Source organism: Herbaspirillum sp. SJZ106, assembly GCF_006715495.1.
Classification (GTDB): Bacteria; Pseudomonadota; Gammaproteobacteria; order Burkholderiales; family Burkholderiaceae_D; genus Herbaspirillum.
The window spans coordinates 35,951-50,184 of the sequence record NZ_VFNI01000001.1 but is presented as its reverse complement, the minus strand read 5'-3'; the positions used below and the strand labels follow the sequence as shown (position 1 = coordinate 50,184).

Sequence of the window (14,234 nt, the reverse complement as noted above, 5' to 3'; positions counted from 1 at the left end):
AAGGTCAGGACACGGTCACGCGGAAGCGCGACACCGAGCTTTCCAGCTCCCGGGCCGCATCCCACAGCTCGTGATACAAGGTGGTCACCTGCTCGCGGCTCTGCTCGATGATTTCGTTTTCGGTGAGGATGCTCTGGATATTCTGCGCCACGCCATTGGCCGAGATCGCCTGCTGTTCGGTCGACAGCGACATGCCCTGGATCAGTTCGGCCAGCTGGTTGGACACGCTGCGGATATCCGACAGCGCGGCGCCGGCGGCATCGGAGAGCACCGCCCCCTCCACCACGCCGGCGGTGGATTTCTCCATCGCCGCCACGGCGTCGTGGGTATCGGTCTGGATCATGCGCACCAGGGCGCCGATTTCGCGCGTGGCGGCGCTGGAGCGCTCGGCCAGGCGCTGCACCTCTTCGGCCACCACCGAGAAACCGCGCCCGGCCTCGCCGGCCGATGCGGCCTGGATGGCGGCATTGAGCGCCAGCACGTTGGTCTGTTCGGTAATGTCGGAAATCAGTTCGGTGATCTCGCCGATGACCTGCGAAGACTCGCCCAGTCGCTTGATGCGCTTGGAGGTTTCCTGGATCTGTTCGCGGATCTCGTTCATCGCCTTGACCGCATCCTCCACCGCCTTGGCCCCGCGCTCGGCCACCACCACCGAATGGCGGGCCACATCGGCCGATTCGCTGGCGGAAACCGAGACGTCGGTGATCTGCATCGACATCTCCAGCATGGATTGCCCGGTCTCCTGGATGCGCCGCGCCTGCATGCGGGCCGCGTTGGCCAGTTCGGTGGTGGTGCTGCGCACATGGTCGGAGGATGCCGCCACCTTCGATGCCATCTGCGTGACCTGCCCCACCAGGCCGCGCAGCGCCTCCACGGTGTAGTTGACGGAGTCGGCGATGGCGCCGGTGATGTCTTCCGATACGGTGGTATGCACCGTCAGGTCGCCGTCGGCGACTTTCTGCAATTCATTCATCAGGCGCAGGATGGCCGCCTGGTTGGCGACATTGGTGCGCATGGCCTTTTCTTCCTGCTGCTGCGCCAGCAGGCGTTGCGCCTCGGCTTCCTGGCGCCGCGCTTCGGCGTCGGCGGCATTGTTGCGGCTGTTTTGCAGTTGCACCAGCGCGATGCCGATGGCGCTGATCAGTGCGCAGACCATCGCCGCCAGCATGGCCCAGAAGGTCCAGCCGCGCGACTCCTGGACGATGCGATAGTCGGTCTGCAATACGGTCAGGTGATTTTTCAGCAGCTCGTTCTCAAGAAAAACCAGTTGCTCGGATTGCTTGGCGGCGATGAAATTCTGCAGGTTGCCCAGGATGCCGGCCACCTGCGGCTGGTATTCGCCGAAGACCCGTTCCAGTTCGACCAGCTTGTCGCGCGTTTCCGTGTCCGACACCGGCTTGAGCCGCAACAGTTCGCTGCCGTTCAGGAAGCCGTCGATGATGTCGTGGAAGGTATTGACGTCCTTGCCGAGCAGGAAGGCGGTTTCGGGGTTGACGCCTTCCGAGGTCAGGAATTCGTTGGCGCTGCGCCCCAGGCGCAGCGTCAGCAGCACCAGTTGCCCGGCCGCGTTCATCTCGCGCGGGCTGGCCGAGCCTTGCGAGTACAGCATGGAAATCTGCTCGCTCAGGTCGAGCATGGTCGGCAGCAGGAGGTTGAGGCGCTTGAGGGTGACGCCGAATCCGGTGAGCTCCTTTTCCAGCCTGAGAATGGTTTCCGACGCGCGGTTGGTGTGCTCCCAGATCTTTTGCACATCGCCCAGCACCGGCTTCATCGCGGCATCGGGAAGGCTGATCCGGTAGCCCTGATAAGTGCCGCCGGCCGTCAGCAGGCCCAGGTCACGGTTGAATTCGTTACGGCTTTCGGCAAGCTGGGCAAACGCTTCCTTGTTGCCCTGGATGGCATTCGGCACGGCCTTGCCGATGCGCTGCGAATGCATGACCAGGTCGGAGGCGATGTGCGTCTGCAAGGTGGCATGGATATAGTTGCGCGAGCCTTGCCACAGGAAAAAGAAGGTGCTGGCCAGCGACAAGGCGAGAATGCCCAGCAGGATGCGGGTCTGCTTGCGCAGCGAGAAACGGTTGATGAAGGGCAGCCGGGTCAGGCGCGATGCTGACGCGGCGGGACTCCCCTGCCCTTTCTCGGCTGCATGTCTTTGCTTTTTTGGCAGACGCGGCAAACTCAGTGCCATGACTGGTGCTCCTTTGTAATGTCAGATCGGCATACCCCTTGCCGCGGCCATTGCGCCGCCGGCCCCTCGCCGTACTACCGGCCGATATGCAAGAAAGCGGCCTCTTTCAGCAGCGCGGCCAGGCCGATTTCACGCCACTCGGTCCCGGCCTTGTCTTTATAACGCCCAATAACTCCAATTAATTCGTTTTCATCGTCGTAATTATTCGATATTTGTGTCATTTCGGAGATATGCCGCAAGCCCAGCACGGAGGACAACAGCAAACCGCAGTTGGGCGCCAGCGCAGGAGAAAACACCAGCACGCGGCTATCGCGCTCGCGCGCCTGGGCTTCGTACCCGCTCAACACGGCAAGATCGACAATGCCGACCAGATTGCCGCGGAGATTGACCAGGCCGAGATACCAGGGCTGCGTCAAGGGCACCCGCACCGGCGCGGGCAGGCTGGACAACGGCAGGATTTCTCCGGCATCGGCCAGGCGGATGAGGCAATGGGCCGTTCCGATCGTCACGGCCAGGCGACGGGCCTGCAACTCCTCGCTGCTGGCCGCTTCCATGCGGGCCAGCAGCGAGGCCTGGAAGGCCTGCAGCCCGCCCTCCTTCCTGCCGGCGTCGGTCAGGCTCCGTACCGGCGGGGCGTCGCCGGCAGCGGCCGGCGGCTGGCGCGCGCCCGCTGCATCGGGATGGGTATTGTCTTGCCCCGCTGTCATTCGATGGCGCCGATCTTCGCCAATAGCTCGTCCGGGTCGACCGGTTTGACGATGTAGTCGCAAGCCCCCTGGCACAGCGCCCAGATGCGGTCGGTTTCCTGGGCCTTGACGCTGCACATCACGATCGGCAGATCCTTCAGGCTGGGGTCGCGCGCAATCTGGCGCGTGACCTGGTAGCCGTTCTTCCCGGGCATGACAACGTCGAGCAACACCAGTTGCGGCTTGTCTTCGCGGATCTTTTGCAGGGCATCTTCGCCGCTGTCGGCCATGGCAACGGAAAAGCCGTTCTTTTCGAGAATGTTGGCCAACACGTATCGGTCAGTCGGCGAATCATCGACCACGAGTACCTTTTTTATTCTCATGCTTCCCCCTTGCTCCGAAATGACAACCCAGCTCAGGCGCCGTCAACGCCATCGACATGCGCCCTGACGACTTGCAGCAATCCCTCTTCGGAAAACGGCTTGGCCAGATAACCGTCGGCACCGGCCATGGCGCAGCGCGCCTGGTCGAACAGCCCGGCCGCATCGGACAGCATGACGATGGGCAAACCGGCATGCCGCTCATTGCGGCGAACCAGCATGCAGGCGCTCAGGCCATCCAGGCGCGCCAGGGCCACGCCGCACATGAGCATATCGGGCGCCTCCCGCTCCAGCAGGGCCAGCGCCTCGATGCCGTCGACGGCCGGCAATACCTGGTAGCCGGCGGCGGCCAGCACTTGTCCGGCGGTGTCGCGCACGGCCGGACTATCGTCGGCAAGCAGGATTTTCTTCGCGGGCTGGGGCCGGGACGCCATGTCTTTCTTCCACATCGTTGGAGCTTATCGGGCCACTTTAGCAAATGCCAGCCCCATCTAGCACCGAAACAGCAGCAACTTCGCTGCTTTATTGAAAACACTGGAATGATGCCTACCAGCAAATTCAGTTTCCATAAAAACAAGTTTGATGCGGAAAATGGCGGCCCCCGGAACCGACAGCGATTGCCGGCAGGGAAATGGCTGGCGGCAGCGCCGGCAAATGCGCCGCGACAAGTCCGCCGGGAGCGCTTCCAACAGAAAATTGCGCCTGCGCCTGATCCTGGTCAAACGCGCGAAAAGAAGGGAATAGGGAAATGCCTGCGGCGGCAGGCGTAGACAAACAGGCCGCCGCATGGAGGAGGGAAAATGTTCAGATCTCGACCATTTCGAAATCTTCCTTGCGCGCGCCGCACTCGGGACAGGTCCAATTGATGGGGACGTCTTCCCAGCGGGTGCCAGGAGCGATTCCCTCTTCCGGCAGGCCTGCCTCCTCGTCGTAGATCCAACCACAGATCAGGCACATCCAGGTTTTGAATTCGGTTTGGCTGCTTTGGCTGCTTTGGCTATCTGTCACGGCTGACTATCCCTCAAATCAATTCAAGTAAAATGCTTGAAACCCGCTTCATCGGGAAACCCCGGCAAGCCGCGAAACGGCAGCCATGAAAAGTCAAACAGCCGCTCTGCGAAAGCTTGATGAAACGAGTTCCAAACACGCTATCTTAATCTACTCGACGTGCAAAACCAAACCTCCCCTCTCATCCTGACCTTCGGCGCCGCCGATCCGGTCGGCGCCACAGGCATCCAGGCCGATCTCGCCACATTCGCAGCCATGGGCTGCCATGGCCTGTCGGTCGTGACCGCTCTGCTTATCGGGGATACCGCCCGCGTGGAAGACGCGCAGATCATCGAAGTCGACTGGGTGGCGGACCAGGCGCGCGTCATCCTCGAAGACATGCCGGTGGCCGCCTTCAAGGTCGGCGCCGTGGGCAGCATCGAGAACATCTCGGCTATTGCCGAGATCGTCTCGGACTATCCCGACGTGCCGCTGATCCTCGATCCCTTCATCTCTTCCCTGTCCAACCTGGAGGAGGAAGAAGAGCGCCTCATCGCCATTCGCGAACTGCTGGTGCCGCAGACCACGCTGATGCTGGCCTCCGCTGCCGAACTGGCGCGGCTGGCCGAGACCTGGCGCGAACCCGTGCCCGGCGAAGCGCTGATGCTCGATGCCATGCGCATCATCGAAATGGGGTGCGAATACCTGTTCGTCACCAACACGCAAACCGATCTGCAAGAGATCGGCAATACCCTCTTCGACGAGTCCGGCCTGGTGCGCCAGGATGCCTGGCAGCGCCTGCCGGGCTCCTTCACCGGCGCCGGCTCCACGTTGTCGGCCGCGATTGCGGCGATGCTGGCCAATGGCCTGGAAATCCCCGAGGCGGTCACCGAAGCCCAGGAGTTCACCCTGGCCGCGCTGGCCAACGCGCAACGCTTCGGCATGGGCAAGCTGGTGCCGGACCGTTACTTCTGGGCACGCGAAGCGGAAGATCCCGGCCACCCCGGCTAACGTATTTGCAGTTGAGAATTTAAGTATTTGAATCGGTAAGGAATATGTCCAAGTCCAGCAATGAATCCCTGTTCGCCCGCGCCCAGAAAACCACGCCGGGCGGCGTCAATTCCCCGGTGCGCGCCTTCCGTTCGGTGGGCGGCACGCCGCGCTTCATCGAACGCGCCGACGGCCCCTATTTCTGGGATGCCGAAGGCCGCCGCTACATCGACTACATCGGCTCCTGGGGCCCGGCCATCGTCGGCCATGCCCATCCCGATGTGATCAAGGCGGTGACCGATGCGGCCGCGCGCGGCCTGTCCTTCGGCGCGCCGACCGAGGCCGAAATCGAGATGGCCGAAGAGATCATCAAGCTGGTGCCGTCGATCGAGCAGATCCGTCTGGTTTCCAGCGGCACCGAGGCCACCATGAGCGCGCTGCGCCTGGCGCGCGGCGCCACCGGCCGCGACAAGATCGTGAAGTTCGAAGGCTGCTACCACGGCCACGGCGACTCGCTGCTGGTCAAGGCCGGCAGCGGCTTGCTGACCTTCGGCAACCCGACCTCGGCGGGCGTGCCGGAAGATTTCGCCAAGCACACGCTGGTGCTGGACTACAACAACACCGCGCAACTGGAAGAGGCCTTCAAGACCGCCGGCAACGAGATCGCCTGCGTGATCGTGGAACCGGTGGCCGGCAACATGAACCTGGTGCGCGCCAGCGACGAATTCCTGCAGGCGATGCGCCGCCTGTGCACCGAGTACGGCGCCATCCTGATTTTCGATGAAGTGATGTCAGGCTTTCGCGTGGCGCTGGGTGGGGCGCAGGAACTCAACGGCATCACCCCCGACCTGACCGCGCTGGGCAAGGTGATCGGCGGCGGCCTGCCGGTGGCGGCCTTCGGCGGCCGCGCCGATATCATGAAGCACCTGGCGCCGCTGGGCGGCGTCTACCAGGCCGGCACGCTCTCGGGCAACCCGGTGACCGTGGCGGCCGGCATGGCCACGCTGAAGATCATCCAGCAACCGGGCTTCTACGCCCGGCTGGGCCAGCAGACCAGGAAGCTGGCCGACGGCCTGGCAGCGGCGGCCGGCAATGCCGGCGTGACCTTCGCCGCCGACGCCATCGGCGGCATGTTCGGCCTGTATTTCGCGGCATCGGTGCCGGACAGCTATGCCGCAGTGATGAAGGGCGACAAGGAAAGCTTCAACCGCTTCTTCCACAAGATGCTGGACGCCGGGGTCTACTTCGCGCCCTCGGCATTCGAAGCAGGCTTCGTCTCCGCGCAGCACGACGATGCGGTGATCGACGCCACCATCGCGGCCGCGTCCAAGGCGTTTGCCGAACTGGGCTGAAACGCAAAGGCTGCTGGCGCATGCCGCAGCCTTTTCTTTCCGACAATAAAAAAGGACGCCGAGGCGTCCTTTTTTATTCGGTAAAACCTTGTGTCCGGTAAAACTTTTCCCCGGATCAGGCCGAGAACGACGAGCCGCAACCGCAAGTGGTCGTGGCATTCGGGTTCTTGATCACGAACTGCGCGCCTTCCAGGTCGTCCTTGTAGTCGATCTCGGCGCCGACCAGGTATTGGTAGCTCATCGAGTCGATCAACAGCTGCACGCCGTTCTTGGACATGGTGGTGTCATCTTCGTTGACGATTTCATCGAAGGTGAAACCATACTGGAAACCCGAGCAGCCGCCACCCTGCACGAATACGCGCAGTTTCAGGTCGGGGTTGCCCTCTTCTTCGATCAGCTGGGCCACCTTGGCGGCGGCGCTGTCGCTGAAGTTGATCGGGGTCGGGATATCGGTTTGTTGCAGTTCGGCTACGGCATTCATGTTGGGCTCCTGCTTGGCTTGGGCGGACAATGACTCATTATAAGCGCTTGCGGATTTTCATGCTTCGGACGACGCGGCCAGCTTCAGCAGCGGCGTTTCTTCCGCCTGGTCATGGCTGAGCTTGCCGGAAACCAGCGCGCCGCCATGCATTTCCAGCGCCTTGTAATAGACATTCCCAGTAATGCGGGCTTTGGGCTGCAATTCAAGCAGTTCGGTCGAATAAACGTCGCCGACGATCTCGCCATTGACGATCAGGTGCGCGGCGCGCACCTCGCCGACCACCTTGGCATGCTCGGAAATGACCAGCACGCTGGATTGGCCGCTCTCGCCGCTGATGTTGCCATTGATATGGCCGTCGATGCGCAGGCCGCCCTTGAAGCCGACCTCGCCCTTGATGCTGGTCGACATGCCGATCAGGCTGTCAATCGTGCTTTTGGTCTTGCGTCCGAACATGAAATCACCTCACAGGTCTACCGACTGCTGGGCGCGCACCTGGCCGCGGTCGAGAACACGAACTGCAACCGCTTTAATGGTCGCTCCCTCCGGCACATTCAACACGCCTTCAACCCGCTGGTAGTACTTGAATGCGAGCCTGTAACGCGCCAGGTCGGTCGAATTGGATTCCGGAAAATTGATAATAGCACTCTTGCCCGCCTGCCAAATCGTGATACTGAGCTGTAAATTCCCGGCAAATTGCTGGGTACCGCCCCCGCCTTGCATGACCAGGACCCGGTAGCGCAACTGACTGGGGCCGGCCAGTTCGGCCTTGAAGCGCTGGATGGTGATCCCCGGCGCGCCGAGGTTGGTCGGCAACAGGCTGTCGAAAAAGGCAAGATCCTCTTTCTGGCGGTTGTTTTCCGCTTCCAGGTTCTTCACCTGGTTCGCCAGTTGCGCCTGGGCGGCCTGGGCGATCTTCAGCTCGTTCTGCGAGGCGTTCGAGGCGGTCTGCAGCCGCTCGTTTTCCGCCGACAGTTTTTTGACCTGCACCGACAGCTCCGCCAACTGCTCGCCGGCATCGCTCTGGATCCCGGGCAGGTTGTTGCGCCCAAGTTCATAAGTCCATACTGCCAACGCTACCCCGCCCCCCAGCACAACCGCCCACAACAGGGCCTGCAGCGGCCACGGCAGATGGCGCTTGATGGTCATCTTCGGCGCGGAAATCGTCAGGCGCCGTTGCCATAACCTGTACTTCACGGCAGGACGGGCACTTGCAACAGACCGGTGGTTTCTTCCAGGCCGAACATCAGGTTCATGCACTGCACCGCCTGGCCGGAGGCGCCCTTGACCAGGTTATCCTGCACCACCAGCACCACCACGGTGTCGCCATTGTCCGGACGATGCACGGCCAGGCGCAGCATGTTGGAAGCGCGCGTGGTGCGGGTTTCCGGATGCGAACCGAACGGCATCACGTCGACGAACGGCTCGTTCTTGTATGCGTCTTCGAACAGGGCCTGCAGCGCGGCATTGTCGATATCCTTGGTCAGGCGCGCATACAGCGTGGAATGCATGCCGCGGATCATCGGTACCAGGTGCGGCGTGAACAGCAGGCCGACCTTTTCGCTGGTCAATTTAGAGAGACGCTCGATGGTTTCCGGCGAATGGCGATGGCCGGATACGCCGTAGGCCTTGAAATTGTCGGAGGCTTCCGAGAACAGCAGCGACAGCTCGGCCTTGCGTCCCGCGCCGGACACGCCGGACTTGCAGTCGGCGATCAGGTGCGAGGCATCGATCACGCCGGCCTTCAACAGCGGCGCGAAACCCAATTGCATGGTGGTCGGATAGCAGCCCGGATTGCCCACCACGCGCGCGCTGCGGATCTGTTCGCGGTTGAGCTCCGGCAGGCCGTAGGCGGCTTCCTTCAACAGCTCGGTGCAGCTGTGCGGCAGCTTGTACCATTTTTCAAAGGCGGCCACATCCTGCAGGCGGAAATCGGCGGCGAGGTCGATCACCTTCACGCCCGCAGCCACCAGCTCAGGCGCCTGGGCCATGGCCACGCCGTGCGGGGTGGCGAAGAAGACCACGTCGCAATCGGTCAGGCGGGCCTTGTCCGGCGAAGAAAACGCCACGTCGACGCGGCCGCGCAGGGACGGATACATTTCCGCCACCGGCATGCCGTCTTCCTTGCGCGAGGTCACGGCCTGCACGCGGGCTTGCGGATGGCTTGCGAAAATACGCAGCAATTCGACGCCGGTGTAACCGGTTCCGCCGACGATACCTACCTTGATCATGTCTTGTCCTTGCGAAAAAAGGCGAACAGAAAGCTTCGCGGAAGCAAAGTTTCCCAAACTTTTTCATTCTAGCAGGAGAATATTTCCCGCTGATTTCTGTTGGGGAAGTTATTTCACCGGCAATCCTCAAAAATCCCGCCATGCGGGAACCGCGGCGACGCCCGGCAAACCGCACTCGCGCGCGGCCCGACAGCATGCCAAACCGCGCAAAAAGCAAAAAGCCGCCAGCAAATGCCGGCGGCTTTCTGTGATGCGAGAAACGATTAACGCTTCGAGAATTGCTTTGCGCGACGTGCCTTGCGCAGACCAACCTTCTTACGTTCGACTTCACGCGCGTCACGGGTGACGTAGCCTGCGTTCGACAGGGCTGGCTTCAGGCCTGCGTCGTAGTCGATCAGGGCGCGGGTGATGCCGTGGCGCACTGCGCCGGCCTGGCCGGACTCGCCGCCGCCGTGCACGTTGACCATGATGTCAAAACGCTCGACGTTGCCGGTCAGTTCCAGCGGCTGACGGATCACCATCAGGCCGGTTTCGCGGGAGAAGTATTCAGCGGCGGGCTTGCCGTTGACGACGATGTTGCCAGAGCCTGCCTTGATGAAAACACGAGCCACAGCACTCTTGCGACGGCCGGTTCCGTAATTGTAGTTACCGATCATGTCTGTTCCTTAGAGCGCGAGGGGTTTCGGTTGCTGGGCGGAGTGCGGATGGTTGCCATCTGCATACACCTTCAGCTTCTTGATCATGGCATAGCCCAGCGGGCCCTTGGGCAGCATGCCCTTGACAGCCTTCTCCAGCGCGCGGCCGGGGAAACGCTGTTGCATCTTCAGGAAGTTGGTTTCGTAGATGCCGCCCGGATAGCCGCTGTGACGGAAATACGTCTTTTCAGTAGCCTTGGTGCCGGTGACGCGCAACTTGCCAGCGTTGATCACGACGATGAAATCGCCGGTGTCGACGTGGGGGGTAAATTCCGGTTTGTGCTTGCCGCGCAGTCGGAGTGCCACTTCGCTGGCAACACGTCCGAGGACCAAGTCCGTCGCGTCAATCACGAACCACTCGCGCTGAACCTCATGGGCTTTAGCGGAAAAGGTCTTCATGTTTGACTTCCTAAATGAAAAAATAACGCTCAAAGTGGCGGTTCCGTTCGTCCGTGCCGGCCGTGCCTAGATGTATCTAGACGGGCCTTCACGCCTGGCGGACTCATCCTTTTATCTTCCCGAGCGCATGGGAAAGCCGAGAATTATAGCCTTTTCAAAGACTTAGCGTCAAAAGGTTTGACGGCTTTTGTCGCATTCCGTGGCGCCGGGGCATGGGACGGGCCGCGCACGCGCCTTTTACGATGGCAAACAGGCAAGTTTTCCGGCAGTCCCGGCCGGGATCGCGGAAAAACGGACAAAAAAAACCCGGAAACAGTGGTTCCGGGTTCAATCCACACCAATGAGGAGGGTGGAGGAGACATCGTTACGTGCTGCAAATACATCCGTTGAAACCAATATAGCAAAGCGAATTGTGCATTGCAATATGCGTCCGGATATTTTTTCAAAAACCTTTAAAAGGCACGCCATTGTTGGGGTTATGCGACTCGACCAGGCTTGGAATAGAATAACAAACAGGCAATTTTCCCGCATCGCAAAATGACATATCCGGGCGCAACTGCGCGCCCGTGCATCGCCACGGCAGCGGCCCTGCCCGCCAAAAGCTACAATACGCAGCTCTTTCAACCAATTTGGACTACACGATGGAATGCACAGTGCGCTGGACCGGATTGTCCGGCATGACCTTTACGGCGGAAACAGGTTCGGGACATCTGGTCACCATGGACGGCGCGCCCGACGGCGGCGGCCGCAACCTGGCCCCGCGCCCGATGGAAGTGGTGCTGGCCGGCACCGGCGGCTGCACCGCCTATGACGTGGTGGTGATCCTGCGCAAGAGCGGCCAGGATGTGCGCGGCTGCGACGTCACGCTCAAGTCCGAGCGCGCCGAGACCGACCCGAAAGTGTTCACCAAGATCCACTTCCACTTCACCGTGCGCGGCCGCAATCTCAAGCCCAACGTGGTCGAACGCGCCATCAAGCTGTCCCACGAAAAATACTGCTCGGCCTCGATCATGCTGGAAAAGACCGCGGAGCTGACTCACTCCTTCGAGATCGTCGACGACCTCGCCGAGGCCGCGCCGGCGCTGGGCCAGCAGCAGTAAACAAGGAGCACGACAAAAAAACGCCGCACGGCTTGCGCCGGTGCGGCGTTTTTTTACATTCGGGGCAGCTCAGACGTAGTAAGCCACGCCCGTCATCACTTTCGACATCGCCTTCATCAATCCCTTGACGGGCGCCGGCATCTCGGCCGCGCCCAGCGCCTTCGCCGCCTGGCCGTGCTCGACCTCATCGATGCGCATCTGCTCGACGATGGCGCGCGACTTGTTGTCCTGCGCCGGCAGCTTTTCCAGGTGGCTCAACAGGTGCAATTCAACCTGGCGCTCGGTCTCGGCCACAAAGCCGAGGTTGCGCGCATCGCCCACCCGGGACGCGATGGTGCCCAGCACGTAGGAACCGGCATACCAGAGCGGATTCAACAGGCTGGTGCGCGAACCCAGCTCGCGCAAGCGCTCGGCGGTCCAGGCCAGGTGATCCTCCTCTTCGATGCCGGCATGTTCGAAGGCCTGCCGGATCTCGCGCTTCTGGGCGAATCGCCCCTGCGCGTCGTACAGCGCCTGGGCGCATACCTCGCCGACATGGTTGACCCGCATCAGGCCGGCCGCATGCCGCTTCTCGGCCTCATCCATCACGCCATCGGCCAGGCCGCGCCCGGGATTGGGCCGGCTTTCGGAGACCACGCCGCTGACCACGCGCAGCGCTTTATCGAGATCGGTAATCAGTCGGTCGACGAATTGCATGCGTAACCTTTCAAATGCTGGCTCAGGCCATCTTCCAGTTGATCTGCTCGCCGGCCGACAGCGGCACCACGGTGGTATCGCCCATCGGCAATTCGGCCGGGATGGTCCAGCTGTCGCGCTTGAGGGTGACGGTGCCCTGGTTGCGCGGCAAGCCGTAGAAGGCCGGGCCGTTGAAGCTGGCAAAGGCTTCGAACTTGTCCAGCGCGCCGGCCTGGTCGAAGGCTTGCGCGTACAGTTCCAGCGCGTGCAGCGCGGTGTAGCAGCCGGCACAGCCGCAGGCATGCTCCTTCAACCCCTTGGCGTGCGGCGCCGAGTCGGTGCCGAGGAAGAACTTGTCGTTGCCGGAAGTGGCCGCGGCCACCAGCGCCTGGCGGTGGGTCTCGCGCTTCAATACCGGCAGGCAGTAGTAATGCGGGCGGATGCCGCCCTTGAAGATCTCGTTGCGGTTGAACAGCAGGTGGTGCGCGGTGATGGTTGCGGCGGTCGGGCCCTCGCCGGCCAGCACGTAGTCGGCGGCTTCCTTGGTAGTGATGTGCTCGAACACCACTTTCAGCTCAGGCATGGCCTGGCGCAAGGGCTTCATGATGCGCTCGATGAACACCGCTTCGCGGTCGAACAGGTCGATCGCCGGATCGGTGACTTCGCCGTGGACCAGGAACGGCATGTCCAGTTCCTGCAGCACTTCCAGCGTCTTGTAGCACTTGCCGAGGTCGGTCACGCCGGCGTCGGAATTGGTGGTGGCGCCCGCCGGATACAGCTTGACGGCCTTGACGAAGCCGCTGTCCTTGGCGCGACGGATCTCATCAGGCGGGGTATTGTCGGTCAGGTAGAGCACCATCAGCGGCTCGAACTGCATGCCGTCCGGCAGCGCCGCCAGGATGCGCTCGCGGTAGGCCGCGGCCTGCTCGGTGGTGGTGACCGGCGGCTTCAGGTTGGGCATGACGATGGCGCGCGCGAACTGGCGCGCGGTGTGCGGCAACACATCCTTCAGGGTGGCGCCGTCGCGCAGGTGCAGGTGCCAGTCGTCCGGGCGGGTGATGGTCAGTTCATTGCTCATTGGATGTTCTTTCTGGTCTGGAATTGGCGGATGGCGGGCATCCCATGGCCGCGCCCGGCCGTGCGGGCCGGGGCTTCACCATCAAGAGCGATATTCTACCGTAGCCGTCAAGCCCCCAGCCGGCCCGGCGCGCGCCGGTTTGATGCCGGACAAACAAAAAAGGCTGCATCGTCGCCGATGCAGCCTTCTCTCCTTCGGATGCGCCCAAGGGGCGCTACCGGAACCGGATCAGTGGGTGATGATCTTGGCCAGGAAATCGCGCGCGCGTTCCGAACGCGGCGAGGCGAAGAACTCGTCCTTGGCGCAATCTTCCACCACCAGGCCCTTGTCCATGAACACGACGCGGTTGGCGACCTTGCGGGCAAACCCCATTTCGTGGGTCACGACCATCATGGTCATGCCTTCCTGGGCCAGGCCGACCATGACATCCAGCACTTCATTGATCATTTCCGGGTCGAGCGCCGAGGTCGGCTCGTCGAACAGCATGGCGATCGGGTCCATCGACAGCGCGCGGGCAATCGCCACGCGCTGCTGCTGGCCGCCGGACAGCTGGCCGGGGAATTTGTCCTTGTGCGCCAACAGGCCCACGCGGTCGAGATACTTCAGGCCCTTCTCGGTCGCCTCTTCCTTGCTGCGGCCCAGCACCTTGATCTGGCCGATGGTCAGGTTCTCGCGGATGGACAGGTGCGGAAACAGTTCAAAGTTCTGGAACACCATGCCGATGCGCGCGCGCAGCTTGGACAGGTTGGTCTTGGGGTCGCCCACCGAGATGCCGTCCACGGTGATGTCGCCCTTCTGGAACGGCTCCAGGCCGTTGACGGTCTTGATCAGCGTCGACTTGCCCGAACCGGAGGGGCCGCACACCACCACCACGTCGCCCTTTTTCACCGAAGTCGTGCAATCGGTGAGGACCTGGAAGCTGCCATACCACTTGCTGACGTTGTTGAGTTCAATCATTTGTTTCTCCTGGATTTCTGGATTCGTTGGGCGGCCGG

17 protein-coding genes are annotated in these 14,234 nt (G+C 62.1%); 3 read left to right on the top strand and 14 right to left on the bottom strand.

The window, feature by feature from the left end; all coding sequences use genetic code 11:
• Positions 1–4 precede the first annotated feature (4 nt).
• The 5 genes from FB598_RS00250 to FB598_RS00230 all read right to left on the bottom strand — a co-directional run bounded on the left by FB598_RS00250 (position 5) and on the right by FB598_RS00230 (position 4,211).
• Positions 5–2,188 carry a methyl-accepting chemotaxis protein gene (locus FB598_RS00250; RefSeq protein ID WP_141911411.1) on the bottom strand — a complete coding sequence of 728 codons (2,184 nt, stop codon included), beginning with the start codon at positions 2,186–2,188 and terminating at the stop codon, positions 5–7.
• Positions 2,189–2,262: 74 nt separating this feature from the next.
• The gene (locus FB598_RS00245) at positions 2,263–2,895 is read right to left on the bottom strand and encodes a chemotaxis protein CheW (protein ID WP_141911409.1); all 633 of its coding nucleotides are present in this window, start codon (positions 2,893–2,895) and stop codon (positions 2,263–2,265) included.
• Positions 2,892–3,257, bottom strand: a complete 366-nt coding sequence (locus FB598_RS00240) for a PleD family two-component system response regulator (RefSeq protein ID WP_141911406.1) — start codon at positions 3,255–3,257, stop codon at positions 2,892–2,894. Before FB598_RS00240 ends, FB598_RS00245 begins: the two co-directional genes overlap by 4 nt.
• Before the next feature lie 32 nt (positions 3,258–3,289).
• Complete coding sequence (locus FB598_RS00235) at positions 3,290–3,688, bottom strand: response regulator (RefSeq protein WP_183405781.1); 399 nt, start codon at positions 3,686–3,688, stop codon at positions 3,290–3,292.
• A gap of 370 nt (positions 3,689–4,058) precedes the next feature.
• Positions 4,059–4,211: a rubredoxin gene (locus tag FB598_RS00230; RefSeq protein WP_141913301.1), complete on the bottom strand. Its 153-nt coding sequence runs from the start codon at positions 4,209–4,211 to the stop codon at positions 4,059–4,061.
• Positions 4,212–4,421: 210 nt separating this feature from the next.
• Here FB598_RS00230 and FB598_RS00225 point away from each other — a divergent pair, with 210 nt between their 5' ends.
• Together FB598_RS00225 and hemL are read left to right on the top strand one after the other, a co-directional pair.
• Entirely contained in the window at positions 4,422–5,252 is an 831-nt protein-coding gene (locus tag FB598_RS00225; RefSeq protein ID WP_141911400.1) for a hydroxymethylpyrimidine/phosphomethylpyrimidine kinase, read from the top strand.
• Positions 5,253–5,296: 44 nt separating this feature from the next.
• Entirely contained in the window at positions 5,297–6,583 is a 1,287-nt protein-coding gene (hemL, locus tag FB598_RS00220; RefSeq protein ID WP_141911397.1) for a glutamate-1-semialdehyde 2,1-aminomutase, read from the top strand.
• A 115-nt stretch (positions 6,584–6,698) separates the two neighbouring features.
• On the opposite strand, the gene erpA is transcribed toward hemL, so the two are convergent.
• The 6 genes from erpA to rplM all read right to left on the bottom strand — a co-directional run bounded on the left by erpA (position 6,699) and on the right by rplM (position 10,386).
• Positions 6,699–7,064 carry an iron-sulfur cluster insertion protein ErpA gene (erpA, locus tag FB598_RS00215; RefSeq protein ID WP_141911395.1) on the bottom strand — a complete coding sequence of 122 codons (366 nt, stop codon included), beginning with the start codon at positions 7,062–7,064 and terminating at the stop codon, positions 6,699–6,701.
• A gap of 57 nt (positions 7,065–7,121) precedes the next feature.
• The gene (locus tag FB598_RS00210) at positions 7,122–7,517 is read right to left on the bottom strand and encodes a polymer-forming cytoskeletal protein (RefSeq protein WP_141911394.1); all 396 of its coding nucleotides are present in this window, start codon (positions 7,515–7,517) and stop codon (positions 7,122–7,124) included.
• A gap of 9 nt (positions 7,518–7,526) precedes the next feature.
• A complete protein-coding gene (locus FB598_RS00205) occupies positions 7,527–8,231 on the bottom strand; it encodes a DUF6776 family protein (RefSeq protein ID WP_141913300.1) in 705 nt (234 codons plus the stop codon).
• Between the two features lie 23 nt (positions 8,232–8,254).
• Positions 8,255–9,292, bottom strand: a complete 1,038-nt coding sequence (gene argC / locus FB598_RS00200) for an N-acetyl-gamma-glutamyl-phosphate reductase (RefSeq protein ID WP_141911393.1) — start codon at positions 9,290–9,292, stop codon at positions 8,255–8,257.
• Positions 9,293–9,555: 263 nt separating this feature from the next.
• Positions 9,556–9,948: a 30S ribosomal protein S9 gene (gene rpsI / locus FB598_RS00195; protein ID WP_050469370.1), complete on the bottom strand. Its 393-nt coding sequence runs from the start codon at positions 9,946–9,948 to the stop codon at positions 9,556–9,558.
• Between the two features lie 9 nt (positions 9,949–9,957).
• Positions 9,958–10,386, bottom strand: a complete 429-nt coding sequence (gene rplM, locus FB598_RS00190) for a 50S ribosomal protein L13 (RefSeq protein WP_050469369.1) — start codon at positions 10,384–10,386, stop codon at positions 9,958–9,960.
• 641 nt (positions 10,387–11,027) lie between these two features.
• Between rplM and FB598_RS00185 the strand changes: the two genes are divergently transcribed.
• Positions 11,028–11,486: an OsmC family protein gene (locus tag FB598_RS00185; protein ID WP_141911392.1), complete on the top strand. Its 459-nt coding sequence runs from the start codon at positions 11,028–11,030 to the stop codon at positions 11,484–11,486.
• A 69-nt stretch (positions 11,487–11,555) separates the two neighbouring features.
• Here FB598_RS00185 and coq7 read toward each other — a convergent pair whose 3' ends face one another.
• The 3 genes from coq7 to FB598_RS00170 all read right to left on the bottom strand — a co-directional run bounded on the left by coq7 (position 11,556) and on the right by FB598_RS00170 (position 14,196).
• Positions 11,556–12,182: a 2-polyprenyl-3-methyl-6-methoxy-1,4-benzoquinone monooxygenase gene (gene coq7, locus FB598_RS00180; RefSeq protein ID WP_141911391.1), complete on the bottom strand. Its 627-nt coding sequence runs from the start codon at positions 12,180–12,182 to the stop codon at positions 11,556–11,558.
• A gap of 22 nt (positions 12,183–12,204) precedes the next feature.
• Entirely contained in the window at positions 12,205–13,239 is a 1,035-nt protein-coding gene (gene pyrC, locus FB598_RS00175) for a dihydroorotase (protein WP_141911390.1), read from the bottom strand.
• Between the two features lie 228 nt (positions 13,240–13,467).
• Positions 13,468–14,196 carry an amino acid ABC transporter ATP-binding protein gene (locus FB598_RS00170; protein ID WP_141911389.1) on the bottom strand — a complete coding sequence of 243 codons (729 nt, stop codon included), beginning with the start codon at positions 14,194–14,196 and terminating at the stop codon, positions 13,468–13,470.
• Positions 14,197–14,234 lie beyond the last annotated feature (38 nt).